Consider the following 16,805-nt stretch of genomic DNA (forward strand, 5'->3'; position numbering starts at 1 on the left):
TAAAATACTTCTATACATGCTCAACTGGTGTGAAACAGGCAACAAAAGGTCCCGCATTGTCTAAATCCCCACTTTGCTTGAATACCACGGTTACTTTTTGATCAATGTGAACCTTATCGAGGTCACAATCGACGATATTCGTCATCATTTTCGGTCCTTCATCAAGCTCCACGAAGGCAATCGCATATGGCACGCCTCGTCTCATCACACTATATGTGTAGATACTTCCCGTGCCCTTTGCTTCTATCCATGTCGTATTATCGCTCATGCAGTTTGGACATAAGACACGTGGATAATAATGATAATCACCACAGGAATCACAATGCTTGATCAGTAGTTTTCCTTCTGCAGCAGCATCCCAATATTCTTTATGTTCTGGATGGATTTCAGGGATTGCCATTGTTCTTGATTGATACGTAGTTACCATGATCTACACCCTCTCCAAGATAAGTGTCGCACTACCGTGACGGCTTGCTAGCCCGCCACCAGTACCATGAGCCAATGCAATGTCACAGTTTTTCACCTGTACTTCTGGTTGAGCTTCTCCGCGTAATTGGCGAACAGCTTCGATAACTTTAATGATGCCTCCCCGGCTTGCTGGGTGATTATTATTCAAACCACCACCGTCTGTATTAACTGGAAGCTTACCAACACCTGAAATTAGGTTCCCGTCAGCAACGAACTTACCACCTTGGCCTTTTATACAAAAACCTAAATCCTCCAGCTGCATCAACACCGTAATCGTGAAGCTATCATAAATGGAAGCATATTTAATATCTTGAGGCGTTATCCCCGCCTCTTCGAAAGCCCTAGGTCCTGACCAAATTGCGCCTGTATATGTAAGATCTACTTTGCCACCTAATAGTCCTTTAGGTGCTTCACCACTACCCATTACTCGGACAAGTGGACGTTTAAGGCTTTTCGCTATCTCAGGTTTCACGACAACTAATGCACCACCACCATCACTTACAACACAACAATCTAATCGGTGTAATGGTTCTGCAATTAAAGGAGATGCCAGCACGTCTTCAACGGTCACTAAATCGCTTAGCATTGCATTGGGATTGTATTGGGCATGATGAGAAGCGGCAACTTTGACCCACGCTAACTGTTCGCTCGTCGTGCCAAATTCATGCATATGACGCATCGTGGCCATTGCGTACTCATTCACGGCAGTTGGACCAAAAGGTAGTTCAAATGGTGCATCAGGAACATTCGCACCAACAATCTTTTGCTTCACACCACTTCTACCTTCCGAGCGTGGACGACCTGCCATTGTGATTAATGCTACATTACATTTGCCTGCTGCAATTGCCTGCGCTGCATGTGAAACGTGTGCAATATAGGATGAGCCTCCCATTTCCGAAGAATCGATATGGCGAACATTGAGTCCCAGGTAATCGACCATCGATAAGGCACCACCTGGAGCATCTCCCGCACAAAAGTAACCGTCAACATCCGCAAATGTTAGCCCTGCATCTTCCAAAGCACCTTTGGCACATTCCGCATGTAAAGCTGCAACGGATTTGTTCTCAGCTTTTCTCGTTGGGTGTTCGTATGCACCAACAATATAAGCCATCCCTTTAATACTCATCTGCCATAATCTCCTTTTTTCGTAGACTTCTAGATTTAGAAGTCTACTTCACTTTATTCGGATATTGCTACCGTTTCACGTACGCCGACTAAACGAGGCTCTTGCATTGTTAAGATTCTGGCAGGAGTATGAATTAGGAGCTGCTCAAATACTTCTTCACCAACACCAGCTTTGCGAAGATCCGGAATGAATTCCTCGAATAAATAATTGACCGAATGCCCTTTCAATCCAGGCCATCCTAACGCACAACAGTTGGCGTCTGCAGAGATAACTGCACGATCCAAAAATCCTTTATCAAGAAAACGAAGGAAATGATCCACACGGTCTTGACGTGGTCGTGCCCAATAAGGCGCACCCTCTACTTCACTGTCATAACCGATTGTGTCAAAACCTACATAACCACCTAACTCTGCAATTTTTGAATCACGGACTTCATCCAGATATCCACCGTCATCTGCATGCCCAAAAAGAATACGATCAAGTGATAGACCTTCTTCTTGGAAAATGTCAATTGCAGTCTCAGCATCTACACATAGATGTGTAATGATTGGGGCACCAGTTTTTAATGCCGCACGTGCAGCGGCGCGATATATACGTTTATCTAATTCATTTAGTTTACCGCCACGGCTAACTCCTACTTTTATAGCACCGGCTTTTGCATCTGTACCATCAATACCTACTGTTATTTCATGAACAAGTAAATCGGTAAGGTACTCGACTGATTTGTTACGGAAATACGGTAGGGCTGAGTCTGCTGCCACAAACCCTGTAACGGCAACAATATGTACCCCTGTTCTACGTGAAAGTACTTGGAAATACTCGATATCACGACCATTCCCAATCCCAGTACAGTCAACAAACGTTTTTCCTCCGTGCTCACGGAACCTACGTAACTTTTGTAGTGTTACCTCGAATGCCTCTTCAGGTTTTTTCCACCACTGTGTATCTAAATCACATCCCGGTAGACCAAACCCAATATGCTCGTGCATTGCTACGATTCCCAAATCTTCTGTTGGGATTGGACCTAAAACAGTATTAATTTTCCCCATGTTTATCACTCCTTATTTTAAAATCACTTTTTATCAGTTCCTCTTAATTAGTGACAGGTTGATATAATTTATCCCATTCATAGTTCCATCCAGAAATCTTTTGTTCCGCTGAAGGATCCAGCGTTAATACTTTTTGTGGGTTTTCTTGAAGTAAAGTACGAACTTGTTCTTCTGTCACTCCCGCTTTACGAAGTTGCGGTACGAATGATGTTAATAAGTGATTAACACCAAGCTCTTTTGCTTCATGACCTTTAGCTACACCAACCGTATTGCTAGAGATTAATATTCGTTCACCATGCCCTGCTGCAAATAATTCAGCGACTAACGCAACACGTTCTATATCACTTACATAGCCTTCACTGGATGACCAACCAACATGGTCAATCGCGACATATGCTCCACGTTCAGCAATTTCGAAAACTACTCTACTTTCTACCGCATCTAAACTATCAAGACCTCCGATAATGACACGATTGGGAGCAATACCCTCACTTAATAAAACCTCTAAATCGTTTACAGCATCAGCACCGTATTGTACGGATACTGGTATGCCAGTTGAAAGCGCCGTCAATGCTGAGCCTCGGAACAGACTAGTTTCTACTTGTGTTCTCCCTGTACCAGATGCGATTGATGTTACTAATCCGGCTGAACTCGAACGCTCAACACGCGGTATAACAATCCCTTCTGTCACTTCTTTTGAAAAAAGACCAGAAAACTGTTCAGCTGACCAAGGGGTAGGTGGATTTTTTTGAGGTGTCATAAAATAACCACCTAACATCGGCTCAGGTCCTAATCCAGTGGATGCAATGATATGTACACCCGTTGTTTTGGAAAGCGTTCGGTAAAGTTCAACATCGCGACCGTGGAACATACCGCTGCGATCAACAATCGTTTTCCCTCCAAGTCGGCGGTAATCCATTAGTTGTCGTTTTAATGTCTCAAAAATTTCACTTTTATCCATTTTAATCTCAGGTGCATACTCTGCCCCAGGCATTACTGAGAGAAGTGTCTCGTGAATAAGTACAACACCGAGTTCCCTTGTAGGCACCGGTCCAAGAACCGTACGTACAACCCCTGAATTATTTTCTTGTATATTATCTAGCATAGTTAAAACCTCCTATCATTTTAATAGTTCTTTATTTTAGAACGTTCTCCTATAGGTGTAATCGCTTTCTTTTGAAGTAATGTATCGTTGTAATGTCTAAGTTGATAATGAAATATTATAATATTGTTATACCAAAGTCAATTACTTTTTCAGACTCTTTTGAATTACTAAAATATTGTGGGTGTTGTACAATTCCTTCCAAAGTTTGCTGGGGATAAAAAAACGCAACCAACATAGAACTTCCATGTTGGTTGCGTTTTTTTATTAATCTTTTTTTGTATGATACCCCTTCTCCCCATATGGCTGCAATTTATCCATCCACTGGTCTAACAGCTTTTCTAGTTCTTTCTTTTCGTTCATAAATTGATTTTCTGGAATTTTTAATACTTCTACTCGCTCAATTTCAAATGCTGCCTTTCCATATTCGTTCCACTCTTCTTGGAGCTCTTTATTTGTGTGCATACCATTTTCAAGTGTGAATTGCGTTCCGTTAAGTGTTTTAAAGTTACGGGTTGATGCGACAAACTTTTTTCCGTTTTGATTGTTTGTAATCGTGTAAATGCCGCTTTCTATCTTTACTTCTTTATAAGCTTGTTTCAATTCTTTTTTTCTTTCCATTTTAATCAATCCTTTTCTACTAATTTTTAACCCAGTATTCGCTACCGTCGTCTTTGCGGTCTAAAAATCCATATTCGATTAAATAACGTCTTAAAGTAACGAAGTCTGCATATACATTTTTGAGTACTTCATTTATCTCTTTTTCGCTATATGTCTTTTCTTGTTCAAATCGCTTGATGATAACGCGCAGTGTTGCTAGCTTTTGCTTTTCTTTTTTCGGGAATTTTACTAATGGACCATTAACGCCTTTAAGGAAAAATTTCTTTTCCACTTCTTCTTGTTCTTCTTTCGTTATGTTGTAACGATCGTCAACCATTGTTGCATTTTTATGAAGCGGTAAAAACGCTGGTGCATGGTCGTCTTTTTCCTTTAGTAGTTCCATCAGCGTTAAGAAAATTTTCGCTTGTCGCTCTTTTTCTTTTAAAACAAAGCGATGGTTTCTTATAGTGGAACTGCTACCTATATTTAGTTCGGTTTGAATTTCTGCATCGCTTTTCCCTTCATAAAATAATCGTAGTAAGCTATTTTGGTGATCCGTTAAACCAGTTAGTTTTTTGTTTAAACCAATGAGGTACTGAAACATAGACCCATGCTCTTGTTCCAGATGTAGCTTCATAAAACGCTCTGCTTCCAATAAAACAGACTGATAAGGATAAATAATACCCTTTTCTACTTTTGCTCCACAAACCAAACAGACAAAAGCTTCTTTTTCATCTATATAACCCGCTTTCAACTGTTCTATGTTAGCATTCCAAAATAATTCATTGTTCTCCATAAAACAAACACTTCCATTCATTGTTTATCATTTTATAAACATTTTATATTAATGTCTATAAAATATCAACTTGCAAATAGTTGTTGCAATATATCAGAAAATATTGAACAATAAAATAGAAAACGTTTCGGATTTCGAAGAAGCGACCAGGAGGAGAATAGCATTGGTTACATTTAAAGACTATGAATACAAAAGACCAAATTTAGAAGAAGACAAGGTAAAGTTTAGCGAGGCTTTAGCAAAATTTAAGGAAGCTTCTACTATGGAAGAGCAAAGTAAAGCAATTGAAACACTAAACACATTGCGTAACGACTTTTCGACTCAAGCCAATTTGGTGTACATTCGTGCATCGATTGATACAAACGATGAGTATTATCAAAAAGAACGAGATTATTTTGATGAAATCAGTCCTGAAGTAGATGAACTGGTCACGGAATACTATAAAGCACTTGTAGCTTCACCATTCCGTCAAGAGCTAGAAAACAAATGGGGCAGCCAATTATTTGATTTAGCTGATTTTCAAATTAAAGCATTTTCTTCTGAAGTGATTTCGCTTTTGCAGAAGGAAAACAAACTATCTTCCGATTACTCTAAGCTAGTTGCTTCCGCGCAAGTAGAGTTTAACGGAGAGACATTGACACTTGCACAGCTTGGGCCTTACTCCGAATCGACAGACCGAGATGTGCGTAAAAAAGCGACAGAAGCTAGATTCGGTTTCTTCCAAGAGCATGAAGAAAAATTTGACGATATTTACGATCAACTCGTAAAAGTTCGTCATGAAATTGCGACAAAGTTAGGTTATAAAAACTTTGTGGAACTTGGTTATGTACGTATGAATCGTATCGACTACAATGCCGAAATGGTGAAAAAGTTCCGTGACCAAGTGCGTGATTATATTGTTCCTTTGGCAACTAAACTATATGAACGCCAAGCCAAACGCATTGGTGTGGAACAAATGAAGTTTTACGATGAATCACTCAACTTCTTAACAGGAAACGCTACTCCACAAGGTTCTCCAGAGTGGATTGTAGAGAACGGGAAGAAAATGTATGAGGAGCTTTCTCCTGAAACTGCAGAGTTCTTCCAATTCATGATTGATCGTGATTTGATGGATTTAGTTGCGAAGAAAGGGAAAGAATCTGGAGGATACTGTACGTTTATCGATGACTATGAATCTCCATTTATTTTCTCTAACTTTAACGGGACTTCGGGTGATATAGATGTATTAACACATGAAGCAGGTCATGCTTTCCAAGTGTATACGAGCCGTAACATTGGTATTCCAGAATACATTTGGCCAACATATGAGTCTTGTGAAATTCACTCGATGAGTATGGAGTTTTTCACATGGCCTTGGATGGAATTGTTCTTTAAAGAGCAAACGGATAAATATAAATTTGCACATTTAAGCAGTGGACTTCTGTTCTTACCTTATGGAGTTGCAGTAGATGAATTCCAACACGCTGTATATGAAAATCCAGAAATGACTCCAGCAGAGAGAAAAGCTGCTTGGAAAAAAATTGAGGAAATCTATTTACCGCATCGTGATTATGATGGCAATAGTTATTTAGAAGCCGGTGCTTTCTGGCAACGTCAAGGTCATATTTACGCTAGTCCGTTTTATTATATCGACTACACATTAGCGCAAATTTGCGCATTCCAGTTCTGGAAGCGTTCAAGAGAAGATCATGAGGCTGCATGGAAAGATTACTTACATCTATGTCAGTTAGGAGGTTCGAAATCTTTCACTAAATTAGTAGCGGAAGCGAATTTAATCTCTCCATTTGAGGATGGTTGTGTGGAATCGGTTGTTGGCACGATTGAAGAATATTTAAATAGTGTGGATGACTCTGCATTATAATAATTGTATGAGGGAGTGTACATGTTGAATCCAGCTGGTTTTTGGGCTCGATTTGCTGCAAGTTTATTAGATGGGTTAATCATTGGAATACCTTTAACTTTTATTAGTTTCTTAATAGTTGGGAACTGGAATGAATCTCCTGTTACAAGTATTGGTAATATCCTTTACACCCTTATCGTCCCAGTTCTATGGACCGGATATACAGTAGGCAAGAAAATCTTAGACATACGAATTGCAAAAGTGGATGGTACAAAACTTGGCTATGGAACGATGCTCTTGCGCGTTCTTGTAGGGGGTCTTATATATGCCTTCACGTTTGGAATTGCCCTAGTTGTCAGTGCGTTTATGGTAGGAATTCGTGAAGATAAACGAGCAATTCATGATTTCATCGCCGGAACGTATGTAACGTATGATCGTCCGGAAGAAATATTAGAAGAAAAAGAACAAATTTGAACCAAAGGCTACCGAAAAGAGGCAATTTCGGTAGCCTTTTCTTGTGGAATTTAGGTTTCGTTGGAAAAACGGAGAGTTTAGTTGGAAATTTTGAAGGTTTAGTTGGAAAAATGACCAACTTAGTTGGAATTGTAATTTGCTGGATGAATTATTACCTGTACCTAGCACCAGTAATAATTCCGAAAGTCGAAAGAATCTGTTAAAATAGAAATATGCGTTTTAATTTGAAAGGGGATCTCATTTCATGAAAGAAACATTAATCGAGCGTTTAACTCGTTATGCAAAAATAGACACACAATCAGACGCAGCAAGCACTACTTGCCCTTCAACGGAAGGTCAATGGGATTTGCTACATGTATTAGAAAAAGAACTTGCTGAAATTGGCTTAGAAGAAATTACTTTAGATGAAAACGGCTATTTATTTGCTACATTGCCTGCTAATACGGATAAAGATATACCGACAATCGGGTTTTTGGCACATGTAGATACGGCTACAGATTACACTGGAAAAAATGTAAACCCACAGCGTATTGATAGCTATGATGGAAAAGATATTAAGTTAAATGAATCAACAGTGATGTCTGTGAAAGACTTCCCAGAGCTTTCAAACTATGTTGGACATACACTTTTAACAACAGATGGTACAACGCTTTTAGGTGCAGATGATAAAGCAGGAATTTCCATTATTATGACGGCAATGGAATTCTTCGTTCAAAACCCAGATGTGAAACACGGGAAAATCCGTGTTGCCTTTAATCCAGATGAAGAAATCGGTCGTGGACCACATAAATTTGACGTAGAAAAATTCGGTGCGAAATTCGCATATACAATGGACGGCGGTCCGCTTGGTGAATTACAATACGAAAGCTTCAACGCTGCTGGTGCACATGTCGTAACGAATGGGACTAGTGTGCATCCTGGCTCTGCAAAAGACAAAATGATCAATTCTATTACAATCGCTACGAAATTCCAATCACATATGCCAGTAGACGCTGTTCCTGAAAAAACAGAAGGCTATGAAGGATTTATCCACTTGATGAATTTCAATGGGGATGTAGAAAAAACAGAGCTTAGCTATATTATCCGCGATCATGATCGTGAAAAATTTGAAGCGAAAAAGCAATTGTTCTTAGACACTGCTGAAAAAATTAAAGCAGAATACGGAGAAGATGCTATTTCAGTTAAACTAGAGGATCAATACTACAATATGGGTGAGAAAATTACACCTGTAATGGAAATTGTAGACGTCGCTAGAGATGTAATGGTTGGATTAAATATTGAGCCATTAATCATACCAGTTCGAGGCGGCACAGACGGTTCTCAGCTTTCTTACATGGGTATGCCGACACCTAACATATTTACAGGCGGAGAAAACTACCATGGTAAATATGAATACGTTTCAGTAGACGTTATGGAAAAATCTACAGAAGTTGTTAAAGGAATTATTCAAGCTTTTGAAAAACAAGCATAAGTAGGTGAATGCATGCGGGAAATATTACTGGGGGTTCTTGCCTCTTTGTTTTTTGCGGTAACGTTTATTCTTAATCGTTCGATGGAAGTATCGGGAGGAAGCTGGCTTTGGAGCTCCTCCCTTCGCTTCTTCTTTATGTTGCCTTTTCTTTTTATCATAGTTTCTTATCGAAAAGGGTTGGCTGTTACGTTCCAAGAGCTTAGGTCTGCTCCTGCTCCGTGGCTTATATGGAGTTTTGTGGGCTTTGTCTTGTTTTATGCACCACTTACATTTGCAGCCGGCTATGGACCTGGCTGGTTAATCTCCGGAATGTGGCAGTTTACTATTGTTGCAGGTGTACTACTCGCGCCATTTTTCTCAGTGAAAATAAAAGATCGTATGATTAAACAAAAAATTCCGGTCATTTCCCTACTAATCTCACTCATCATTTTAATAGGTATTATTCTTATTCAAATTCCAAATACAAGCTCTCTTTCGATGAGTGCTGTTTTTCTAGGTATATTGCCTGTCATAGTGGCGGCGTTTGCCTACCCACTAGGTAATCGTAAAATGATGGAGCATTTAGATGGTAAACTGGATACATTTCAACGCGTGCTTGGGATGACAATTGCTTCCCTCCCAGCTTGGATCGTACTTGTAGTATTTGCGCTATTTACAGTCGGACTCCCTTCTACGAGTCAGGTCGTACAATCGTTAATAGTTGCTGTTAGTTCTGGCGTTGTCGCTACTACTCTATTTTTTATGGCAACGGATCGTGTCCGCAACCACCAAGGAAAGCTTGCTGCTGTAGAAGCAACTCAGTCGACAGAAATCCTATTTGTAATTGCCGGCGAAATGATCATTCTCCATATTCCATTGCCTACACCGATTGCTTTAGTAGGACTTGGAATTATTATTTTAGGTATGTTTTTACACAGCTATTATACAAAGGTTTTAAATACTAGAGCAGCAGCATTAACTTCAAATAGGACTGATCAAAAAGTACATGGTTATGAGTAAACATCCTCAAAACCATGTACTTTTTTACACTATATATTCTCCAAGAGCCCTTTCTACACCATTTACAAAATCGCCTCCCGCTCCCCAATCAAAGCGAAAAATAGCACCTGATCCTGCGCCTGCAGATGCAGCATGTACTTTTGTGTGGTTCTCTAAATTATCAATCGTAATAGTTAATGAAGCCCGATTGCTTGTACGCATATAATATTTCTCTAATACGCATACTACCACTTGATGTTCGCCTATAACTCGTTCGTACACATCTATAATCGTGCCGGAAATACTGCCTTGCACGATATGTTGTTGCAAAACATCTAGCGCAGCTTTAGGTTCTAGTGAAACATAAAAGTCGCGTATATCCATTCGAATACCCCCATTTCCTCTTATACTTACTTTTACGTTTGAAAGTGAAAATAGTTTCTTAGAATGGAAGAAAACAAAAATGTTCCGTAGAGTGGTTTCTCTAGGAACATTTTTCCGACAGGCATTGAAGTAAAAGCCCTTGTTTAAGGATCCAGCTTTCAATCATCTACTTTCTATGAAGAGAACCGATTACACAGAAAGCTAATAGTCTCATATGTTTTTTATTATACGAATATTGTTATTTTAATCAAATATTTTCCAATTGAATTATAAAAAATTTCTTATGTTTATTTCAATACAGGTTGAAATAAAGTCGATACCCCTGATTGGATTGCTGCTTCACTTACTGCCTTTGCAACAGCGTCTACAACCTGTTCATTAAACGGATCTGGAATAATATAATCCTCTCTAATCTCATGCTCCTCAATAAGAGATGCAATTGCATGGACAGCCGCTAGTTTCATATCTTCATTGATATCAGTTGCTCTTACGTCTAGTGCTCCCCTAAAAATACCTGGAAACGCTAGCACATTATTTACTTGGTTTGGATGGTCAGAGCGACCAGTTGCAATAACCTTTACTCCCCACTCTTTTGCTAAATCATAGGCTACCTCTGGATTTGGATTTGCCAAAGCAAAAATGATTGGGTCATTATTCATCGAATCGATCATATCTTTTGTTAAAAGATTAGCTACAGAAACGCCGATAAATACGTCTGCATCCTCCATTGCATCCTGCAAAGATCCTTTTACATTACGTGGATTCGTACTGCTTGCAATCATTGCTTTTACTGAGTTCATTCCTTCTTCTCTACCTTCATAAATAATTCCAGTAGAATCGCACATAATAATTTCACGATAGCCTAGTTGTTGTAAAATGCGTAAAATAGCCATTCCTGCTGCACCAGCACCGTTAATCACTACTTTGAGTGCTGGTATTTGTTTATTTACAAGTTTCACCGCATTTTGAAGTCCAGCCCCTACTACAATTGCAGTCCCATGCTGGTCATCATGAAATACGGGAATAGTGAGTTCCTCACGAAGGCGATCCTCTATTTCAAAGCAACGTGGTGCAGAAATATCTTCTAAGTTGATCGCACCAAAGGTTGGGCTTAAAGCTTTTACAATTTGGACAATTTCATCAACATTTTTTGTATCCAGACAAATTGGAAATGCATCGACATTCGCAAATCTTTTTAGGAGAATTGCTTTTCCTTCCATCACAGGTAAAGCGGCTTCTGGCCCAATATCCCCAAGACCTAAAACAGCAGTACCATCTGTTACAACACCGACAAGATTGCCTTTTGCTGTGTACTCATAAATTGCGGAGGGGTCATTTTTTATCTCTATACAAGGCTCTGCTACTCCCGGGGAATATGCTAAACTTAAATCCTCCCTACTTCCCATTGGGACCTTTGCTACTAACTCCAACTTCCCTTTACTCTCTCGATGCAAATTCAATGCACGTGTTCTCAAATCCATCTTCTCACTCACCTATCCTCTAGATTTATCAAAATGCTCCCCTTTTCTATAATGAAAACCAGATGCACACATCCAATCTTCTTTATATTCTGAAAATTATAGACGGTGTATAATTCAATGTCAATGCTTAAGTCTTAGTGAACTTCTTCACATATTTTTTCCTATGTTTATATTTATATGTAAAATTATTCAAACATAATTGTTTAAAATAATAAAGATGGTTCACAATATAGGGAAACTGCGACGTAGTTATCGACGTCTCACTCTAAGTAAATTTGTTTTATGAAAATTGGTTGCCCTCAAGATCAATTTGGTTGCTTTCAGTCTAGACTAGTTGCTCTCAACAGACTTTTGGTTGCTCTCAGACTAGAACTGGTTGCTTTCAACAGCAGTTGGTTGCCCTTAGCCATTTATTGGATTTACTTAGTCAAAAAACTGTAGATGTTTTTGTTTTTAGCAAGTCGATCATAAATAAAAAGAAATTACCATTGATTTTCACTACAGTCGGCGACTCCTGTGGGACGAGTGGGCTAATGAGACATCCCAACGACGCCCAAAGCGGAGGGAATGGCTCATCGCTCACCCGGCGGAAAGCGTACGACTGCAGTGAAAATCTAGCGGACAACTTCATCAACTAACTACGTCGCAGTTTCCCTAAAATGTGAAATATCTCCCTGCACTACTCTCCAGTTAATGGCTTCGGGAAACCAACCAGTCATTGAAAACAATCAATTCTATTCGGTAAGCAACTAAACAAGCATAAGAGCAACCAAATTACTGGTGAAAGCAACCACTTTCTAAAATAACAAGTTTCCTTAATACTAATTTTTCTCTCCCAAAACATAAAAAAATCGGTAACCAGATTTGGTCACCGATACGTATATAGCACTGTCTTAACTTTGAGGGGGGTTAAGTGTGCGAAAGTCAGCCACATTTTTGGAGAAAAGTCGCTGGTAAGAGTCCTCACATCTAAAGAGGATTTCTCTATATGGTAATGATAATCATTTTCATTTAAAAAGTCAACAGTTTTGATAAAATTCTGTATAATATGTATATGACTACTTTATCGAATGATCAAATCAGACAATTGAATAATTATAGCGTGTATTTAGAGCCTTCCGGAACTCCCCTTTTCCATGCTAAAAATGTGGATAGTTCAATTTCCATGATTAAGCTAATCTCTGGTGCTCCGACTGATCCTATTGCAGCGTCTTTTTTCATGCGAAGAGTTGGTATGTTCATCTCGATGCAGTTTTATATGATGACGATGTATGATGAAATTTGGGATGGTCCATTAGAGAATTTAATGTTTTTTTCAACAACCGAGTATGGAAATAAAACAATCAGCACATATATACGAGAAGAATATTTTCGTGAAACAAGAAAAAATCGAGCCGAAGACGTGCAACTTATTTGGGAGCAACAATGCTATCCCATCATTCAACAATTACGTTCGACGTGTAGTGTTTCCCCTTTAACATTATGGGAAAACGTCTTTGGCTATTTACTTTGGCATTATTACACTTTTTTCGACAATGAAGCCATTGCAGATCAAGCGAAACAGGATTGGACTCTCATGCAAGATGAAGCCATTTGGACTGCTTTTGCTTCTAAATCATTTTTATCCAACTATTTGAAAGGAAAAAGCCCAGCTCAATTAATCAATAGTCCAGTTCGTACAACCTGCTGTTTTTCTAAAGATATTCCAGGTTTGCAAAAATGCGGTTTTTGTCCACTTTATTCCTAAAATAACTATGCATGATTGCCCCTTCTTTGGACATAACTATGAAGGATTCTAAAAGAAGGGAGTGTATGTGAATGGCGATGAACATTGATGACCGTCTGGATGCAAAGTTAAATAGTATCAACTCGGAAGAAAAAGAAGAGATTCTTAAAAACTTTACTACCTTTAAATCGTATTTAGCAGGTAAGGTAGCAGCTGGTGAAAAGATGGGATTAAGCGAGGAAGTATTAGCTAAAGCTACTGAGAAGGTAGCTGGTTATCTTGCAAACCATGAGGAACCACGAAATCGCGAAGAACATCTTTTACAACAACTTTGGAAAAGTGGAGACAAAGAGCAACAGCACGCTCTTAGTCACATGCTTTTAAACCTTGTAAAAAATGAAGGATAAAATCCGTCATGACGCACAAGGACGCTTTCTTGATAATCCAGATGGCGTACGAACAACAAAAGAAAGCCTTTTTGATATGCACGAAGATATGCAAACAGTAGATCCCATTCCAGTGGAAGAACTAAACATACAAGTGCAAGACGAAGCTTTCCACCACCACACAAAAAATCGTTCGTTAAGCGAAGAACGATACCCCTAAAACATAAAGCTTGCCTGAATCCCCTCAGGCAAGTTTCTTATATTAGTTTAGCTGCTACTAAGCGGTTTCTTATTATTATTCCAATAATGGCAGCCACAATTGCTTTTGCTAAATCTGGTAAAATAAACGGAAGCATTCCACCTTTAATTGCTCCATTCCAAGGTAATTCTGCAGCAAATTTTAACCAAGCGGTTCCAAGCGCTAAAATTATTAATACGGCAATCATATTCGCTATAATTGCTTGAGCTTTCGTATGTCCAAAATTCCCCAAATACCATCCCACAAATAAAGCAGCAGGAATAATGGCCATAATATAGCCACCGGTTGGACCTAAAACAACTCCAAATCCGCCTTTCATCCCCGCAAAAACAGGAATGCCGATAACCCCCATCAATACATATACTGCGACAGCAAGCGTCCCATATTTTGCTCCTAAAATAGTTGCCGTCAACATAACCGCAATTGTCATTAACGTAAATGGAACTGGCGGTATATTAATTATTATTTGAGCAGCAACAGATATAATTGCAGCAAACAATGCAGCCACAATCATCATTTTTAAACGATTATTTCTCATATTATTTTCCCCTTTTGCCCAATGCGTTAACTATCAAATTAATTTAGTTAACTAAAATTTATCATAATAAAAATGCAACTTTCCGTCAATAAAAAAAAGAGCTCTCAAAGAAATGAGAACTCTAATTATTTACCACATTTGACTTGATACATCGATTGTTTCCAATCGCACGACACCTTTTTGCATAGGAGGTGGACAGGATTTATTGTACTCTATTATTTTTTCATTTACTTTTGTTACACGGAATTGTAAACCATCCTTTTGCCCATCTGCATACTTTTTGGCTATGTCTTTTAATTCATCACGAATCGCATGCTGTAGTTTTAACCAATGGGGTTTAAAACCAGCATCCTTCGCTATCTTTTGGAAATGCTGAAATATATCTCCAGAAAAATACTCATCTGGTAAGGGCTTTCCTTGCCCTTTTAAATTATCCATACCACCCGTTTTTTCATAATTCCTTAGAATATCGCCGATTAAATCATTACTTGGTTTATTGAAATTTTCTTTTTCCATTAGCTAAAACCCTCATTTCATCAAATGAATATGTGGTGCTTTTTCTACTAAAACCTGTAAAAATGCCTCTTGCCTTTTAGGTGATATAATCACACTTCCCAATAACGCTTTTTTATAATGAATTTCTAACGCATCCTTGGAAGAAAGAACTCTGTATCCAACAAGGATATTCGTCGTTGGATTTACTTTAATTATATCTTCATACGGAATTTTGCTACGAAAAGGACCGCCACGTACAAATAAATGATTTTCTGTAAAAGTATATTCAATATCAATAGAAATCCAAACAATAAAACCAGCGCATAATAAAAATAGGACGGTAGTTATAATAACGGCGAGCATATCTCTTTCTTCCGAAAAAAATAATTCATATATTGCCGGCACAAGTGTAACTAATGCCACAATCACAATTGCCACCATGATCATTCTCAAAAAAGCTGTATCCCTTTTTGATTTAAACGACAGGTTATTATCCATTTATACAGACTCCGTAGCCGCTTCTTTAATTTCTACTCGGTGTGCATAAATATTTTTTAGTATTGCTTTGATGACCGCATACGTAGGAACCCCTAAAATAATTCCCCAAAGTCCAGCAATATTACCAGCCGCTAAAATAATCGTAATAACGGTCAAAGGATGAATATCTAATGATTTCCCCATTACATTTGGTGTAATAAGATTACTTTCAATTTGTTGTGAAACAAGCATGATAATTGCTACATATATCGCAAGCTTCGGCTTTTGTATTAATGCAATAATAATTGCTGGCACAAGCGCAATATAGGGTCCTAAAAATGGAATCACATTCATCATCATTCCGAATACACCAAGCAATAAAGCATATTCAAGTTTAATTGCGGAATACCCAATGAATAACATGACCCCAACTAAAAAGCTGACAAAAAGTTGTCCTTGAATATAAGAACGTAATACATCGTCAATATCAGCTAATGTTTTGCGCATCCAAGTTTTCTTATCTCCTCTAAAAAAATTCGCTATAAAAGGAGCAAACTTTTCATGGTCCTTCAACATATACACAAGGAAAAACGGCACAAGAACAAATAGGAAAACACCTTGGAACACATTTTGGATAAACTTGATCAATAACGAACCAGCACCAACCGCAATAGTATCAACTCTATCTGATACTTCTGTTATTGTTTTTTGCAGAAACTCAGGAAATCTTTCTTGGTTTGCAAATACATATTGCGAAAACTCTTGCACCTCTGAAACAATTACTGGCGTATTTTTCACAAGCGCGTTTACTTGTTTCGTTAGAGGTGGACCCACTAATGCATAAAAACCCCATCCAACTAATCCAATCACTAAAAAAATAGACAGTATACTAGCCCATCTTGGAAACTTTAAAGACTCCAACCATTTTAAAAGCGGTCTTGTTAAATAAAACAAAACGCCCCCTATCAATAATGGCATAAAAATTGTTTGTCCAATAATGACTAGTGGAGAAAAAATACTTTGTACTTTCATAAATAGAAAAATGATTAATAATGTTAGCAGTATTGCCACACCTATTTGAAACCATCGTTTATTTGTCACCGACGCTCACATCCTTACTTTTTACTCATTATTCAATATACGAATCCCAGTCAC

General features: G+C 38.4%; 19 protein-coding genes. 7 read left to right on the forward strand and 12 right to left on the reverse strand.

The features are described from left to right. Positions 1-10: 10 nt before the first annotated feature. The 6 genes from ACIP9W_RS14825 to ACIP9W_RS14850 form a co-directional block, all read right to left on the reverse strand. Positions 11-427, reverse strand: coding sequence for a Zn-ribbon domain-containing OB-fold protein (locus ACIP9W_RS14825; protein WP_400790835.1), 417 nt, complete (start codon positions 425-427; stop codon positions 11-13). 3 nt (positions 428-430) lie between these two features. Then, complete coding sequence (locus ACIP9W_RS14830) at positions 431-1,594, reverse strand: thiolase domain-containing protein (RefSeq protein ID WP_400790838.1); 1,164 nt, start codon at positions 1,592-1,594, stop codon at positions 431-433. A gap of 53 nt (positions 1,595-1,647) precedes the next feature. Beyond that, positions 1,648-2,643 carry a phosphotriesterase family protein gene (locus ACIP9W_RS14835; RefSeq protein WP_400790840.1) on the reverse strand — a complete coding sequence of 332 codons (996 nt, stop codon included), beginning with the start codon at positions 2,641-2,643 and terminating at the stop codon, positions 1,648-1,650. Between the two features lie 43 nt (positions 2,644-2,686). Then, positions 2,687-3,748: a phosphotriesterase family protein gene (locus tag ACIP9W_RS14840; RefSeq protein WP_400790842.1), complete on the reverse strand. Its 1,062-nt coding sequence runs from the start codon at positions 3,746-3,748 to the stop codon at positions 2,687-2,689. A gap of 264 nt (positions 3,749-4,012) precedes the next feature. Further along, positions 4,013-4,366 carry a GIY-YIG nuclease family protein gene (locus ACIP9W_RS14845; protein WP_400790845.1) on the reverse strand — a complete coding sequence of 118 codons (354 nt, stop codon included), beginning with the start codon at positions 4,364-4,366 and terminating at the stop codon, positions 4,013-4,015. 19 nt (positions 4,367-4,385) lie between these two features. Then, a complete protein-coding gene (locus ACIP9W_RS14850; protein ID WP_400790848.1) occupies positions 4,386-5,141 on the reverse strand; it encodes a DUF2087 domain-containing protein in 756 nt (251 codons plus the stop codon). Between the two features lie 163 nt (positions 5,142-5,304). Here ACIP9W_RS14850 and ACIP9W_RS14855 point away from each other — a divergent pair, with 163 nt between their 5' ends. From ACIP9W_RS14855 to ACIP9W_RS14870, 4 genes are all read left to right on the forward strand, one after another. Next, positions 5,305-7,002 carry a M3 family oligoendopeptidase gene (locus tag ACIP9W_RS14855; protein WP_400790851.1) on the forward strand — a complete coding sequence of 566 codons (1,698 nt, stop codon included), beginning with the start codon at positions 5,305-5,307 and terminating at the stop codon, positions 7,000-7,002. 21 nt (positions 7,003-7,023) lie between these two features. Then, the gene (locus tag ACIP9W_RS14860; RefSeq protein WP_400790854.1) at positions 7,024-7,455 is read left to right on the forward strand and encodes an RDD family protein; all 432 of its coding nucleotides are present in this window, start codon (positions 7,024-7,026) and stop codon (positions 7,453-7,455) included. Between the two features lie 244 nt (positions 7,456-7,699). Further along, a complete protein-coding gene (gene pepT, locus ACIP9W_RS14865) occupies positions 7,700-8,926 on the forward strand; it encodes a peptidase T (RefSeq protein ID WP_400790856.1) in 1,227 nt (408 codons plus the stop codon). Positions 8,927-8,938: 12 nt separating this feature from the next. Then, the gene (locus ACIP9W_RS14870) at positions 8,939-9,925 is read left to right on the forward strand and encodes a DMT family transporter (protein WP_400790859.1); all 987 of its coding nucleotides are present in this window, start codon (positions 8,939-8,941) and stop codon (positions 9,923-9,925) included. A gap of 24 nt (positions 9,926-9,949) precedes the next feature. On the opposite strand, the gene ACIP9W_RS14875 is transcribed toward ACIP9W_RS14870, so the two are convergent. Both ACIP9W_RS14875 and ACIP9W_RS14880 read right to left on the reverse strand, forming a co-directional pair. After that, positions 9,950-10,288, reverse strand: coding sequence for a DUF6054 family protein (locus tag ACIP9W_RS14875; protein WP_400790862.1), 339 nt, complete (start codon positions 10,286-10,288; stop codon positions 9,950-9,952). A 287-nt stretch (positions 10,289-10,575) separates the two neighbouring features. Then, positions 10,576-11,769, reverse strand: coding sequence for an NAD(P)-dependent malic enzyme (locus ACIP9W_RS14880; protein ID WP_400790865.1), 1,194 nt, complete (start codon positions 11,767-11,769; stop codon positions 10,576-10,578). A 1,054-nt stretch (positions 11,770-12,823) separates the two neighbouring features. Here ACIP9W_RS14880 and ACIP9W_RS14885 point away from each other — a divergent pair. The 3 genes from ACIP9W_RS14885 to ACIP9W_RS14895 all read left to right on the forward strand — a co-directional run bounded on the left by ACIP9W_RS14885 (position 12,824) and on the right by ACIP9W_RS14895 (position 14,101). Continuing rightward, complete coding sequence (locus tag ACIP9W_RS14885; protein WP_400790867.1) at positions 12,824-13,516, forward strand: hypothetical protein; 693 nt, start codon at positions 12,824-12,826, stop codon at positions 13,514-13,516. A gap of 77 nt (positions 13,517-13,593) precedes the next feature. Then, positions 13,594-13,902, forward strand: a complete 309-nt coding sequence (locus tag ACIP9W_RS14890) for a DUF3243 domain-containing protein (protein WP_400791106.1) — start codon at positions 13,594-13,596, stop codon at positions 13,900-13,902. Then, complete coding sequence (locus ACIP9W_RS14895; protein ID WP_142538976.1) at positions 13,892-14,101, forward strand: hypothetical protein; 210 nt, start codon at positions 13,892-13,894, stop codon at positions 14,099-14,101. The genes ACIP9W_RS14890 and ACIP9W_RS14895 overlap by 11 nt, the downstream gene beginning before the upstream one ends. Before the next feature lie 37 nt (positions 14,102-14,138). On the opposite strand, the gene ACIP9W_RS14900 is transcribed toward ACIP9W_RS14895, so the two are convergent. The 4 genes from ACIP9W_RS14900 to ACIP9W_RS14915 form a co-directional block, all read right to left on the reverse strand. Then, positions 14,139-14,678 carry a biotin transporter BioY gene (locus ACIP9W_RS14900; protein WP_400790869.1) on the reverse strand — a complete coding sequence of 180 codons (540 nt, stop codon included), beginning with the start codon at positions 14,676-14,678 and terminating at the stop codon, positions 14,139-14,141. 129 nt (positions 14,679-14,807) lie between these two features. Further along, the gene (locus ACIP9W_RS14905; RefSeq protein ID WP_282242615.1) at positions 14,808-15,194 is read right to left on the reverse strand and encodes a DnaJ family domain-containing protein; all 387 of its coding nucleotides are present in this window, start codon (positions 15,192-15,194) and stop codon (positions 14,808-14,810) included. A 12-nt stretch (positions 15,195-15,206) separates the two neighbouring features. Further along, on the reverse strand, positions 15,207-15,671 hold the full coding sequence (locus ACIP9W_RS14910; RefSeq protein ID WP_400790871.1) for a PH domain-containing protein: 465 nt from the start codon (positions 15,669-15,671) through the stop codon (positions 15,207-15,209). Beyond that, positions 15,672-16,751, reverse strand: a complete 1,080-nt coding sequence (locus tag ACIP9W_RS14915; protein WP_282242617.1) for an AI-2E family transporter — start codon at positions 16,749-16,751, stop codon at positions 15,672-15,674. Positions 16,752-16,805 lie beyond the last annotated feature (54 nt).

The sequence above is a fragment of the Psychrobacillus sp. NPDC093180 genome, assembly GCF_044754065.1.
Lineage (GTDB): Bacteria > Bacillota > Bacilli > Bacillales_A > Planococcaceae > Psychrobacillus.

Bases quoted from the DNA above. Each gene is read 5' to 3' on its own strand.
- pepT (WP_400790856.1), top strand. From the start codon at position 7,700: ATGAAAGAAACATTAATCGAGCGTTTAACTCGTTATGCAAAAATAGAC.
- ACIP9W_RS14905 (WP_282242615.1), bottom strand. From the start codon at position 15,194: ATGGAAAAAGAAAATTTCAATAAACCAAGTAATGATTTAATCGGCGAT.
- ACIP9W_RS14830 (WP_400790838.1), bottom strand. From the start codon at position 1,594: ATGAGTATTAAAGGGATGGCTTATATTGTTGGTGCATACGAACACCCA.
- ACIP9W_RS14880 (WP_400790865.1), bottom strand. From the start codon at position 11,769: ATGGATTTGAGAACACGTGCATTGAATTTGCATCGAGAGAGTAAAGGG.
- ACIP9W_RS14885 (WP_400790867.1), top strand. From the start codon at position 12,824: ATGACTACTTTATCGAATGATCAAATCAGACAATTGAATAATTATAGC.
- ACIP9W_RS14895 (WP_142538976.1), top strand. From the start codon at position 13,892: ATGAAGGATAAAATCCGTCATGACGCACAAGGACGCTTTCTTGATAAT.
- ACIP9W_RS14835 (WP_400790840.1), bottom strand. From the start codon at position 2,643: ATGGGGAAAATTAATACTGTTTTAGGTCCAATCCCAACAGAAGATTTG.
- ACIP9W_RS14850 (WP_400790848.1), bottom strand. From the start codon at position 5,141: ATGGAGAACAATGAATTATTTTGGAATGCTAACATAGAACAGTTGAAA.
- ACIP9W_RS14870 (WP_400790859.1), top strand. From the start codon at position 8,939: ATGCGGGAAATATTACTGGGGGTTCTTGCCTCTTTGTTTTTTGCGGTA.
- ACIP9W_RS14890 (WP_400791106.1), top strand. From the start codon at position 13,594: ATGAACATTGATGACCGTCTGGATGCAAAGTTAAATAGTATCAACTCG.
- ACIP9W_RS14860 (WP_400790854.1), top strand. From the start codon at position 7,024: ATGTTGAATCCAGCTGGTTTTTGGGCTCGATTTGCTGCAAGTTTATTA.
- ACIP9W_RS14845 (WP_400790845.1), bottom strand. From the start codon at position 4,366: ATGGAAAGAAAAAAAGAATTGAAACAAGCTTATAAAGAAGTAAAGATA.
- ACIP9W_RS14840 (WP_400790842.1), bottom strand. From the start codon at position 3,748: ATGCTAGATAATATACAAGAAAATAATTCAGGGGTTGTACGTACGGTT.
- ACIP9W_RS14875 (WP_400790862.1), bottom strand. From the start codon at position 10,288: ATGGATATACGCGACTTTTATGTTTCACTAGAACCTAAAGCTGCGCTA.
- ACIP9W_RS14825 (WP_400790835.1), bottom strand. From the start codon at position 427: ATGGTAACTACGTATCAATCAAGAACAATGGCAATCCCTGAAATCCAT.
- ACIP9W_RS14900 (WP_400790869.1), bottom strand. From the start codon at position 14,678: ATGAGAAATAATCGTTTAAAAATGATGATTGTGGCTGCATTGTTTGCT.
- ACIP9W_RS14910 (WP_400790871.1), bottom strand. From the start codon at position 15,671: ATGGATAATAACCTGTCGTTTAAATCAAAAAGGGATACAGCTTTTTTG.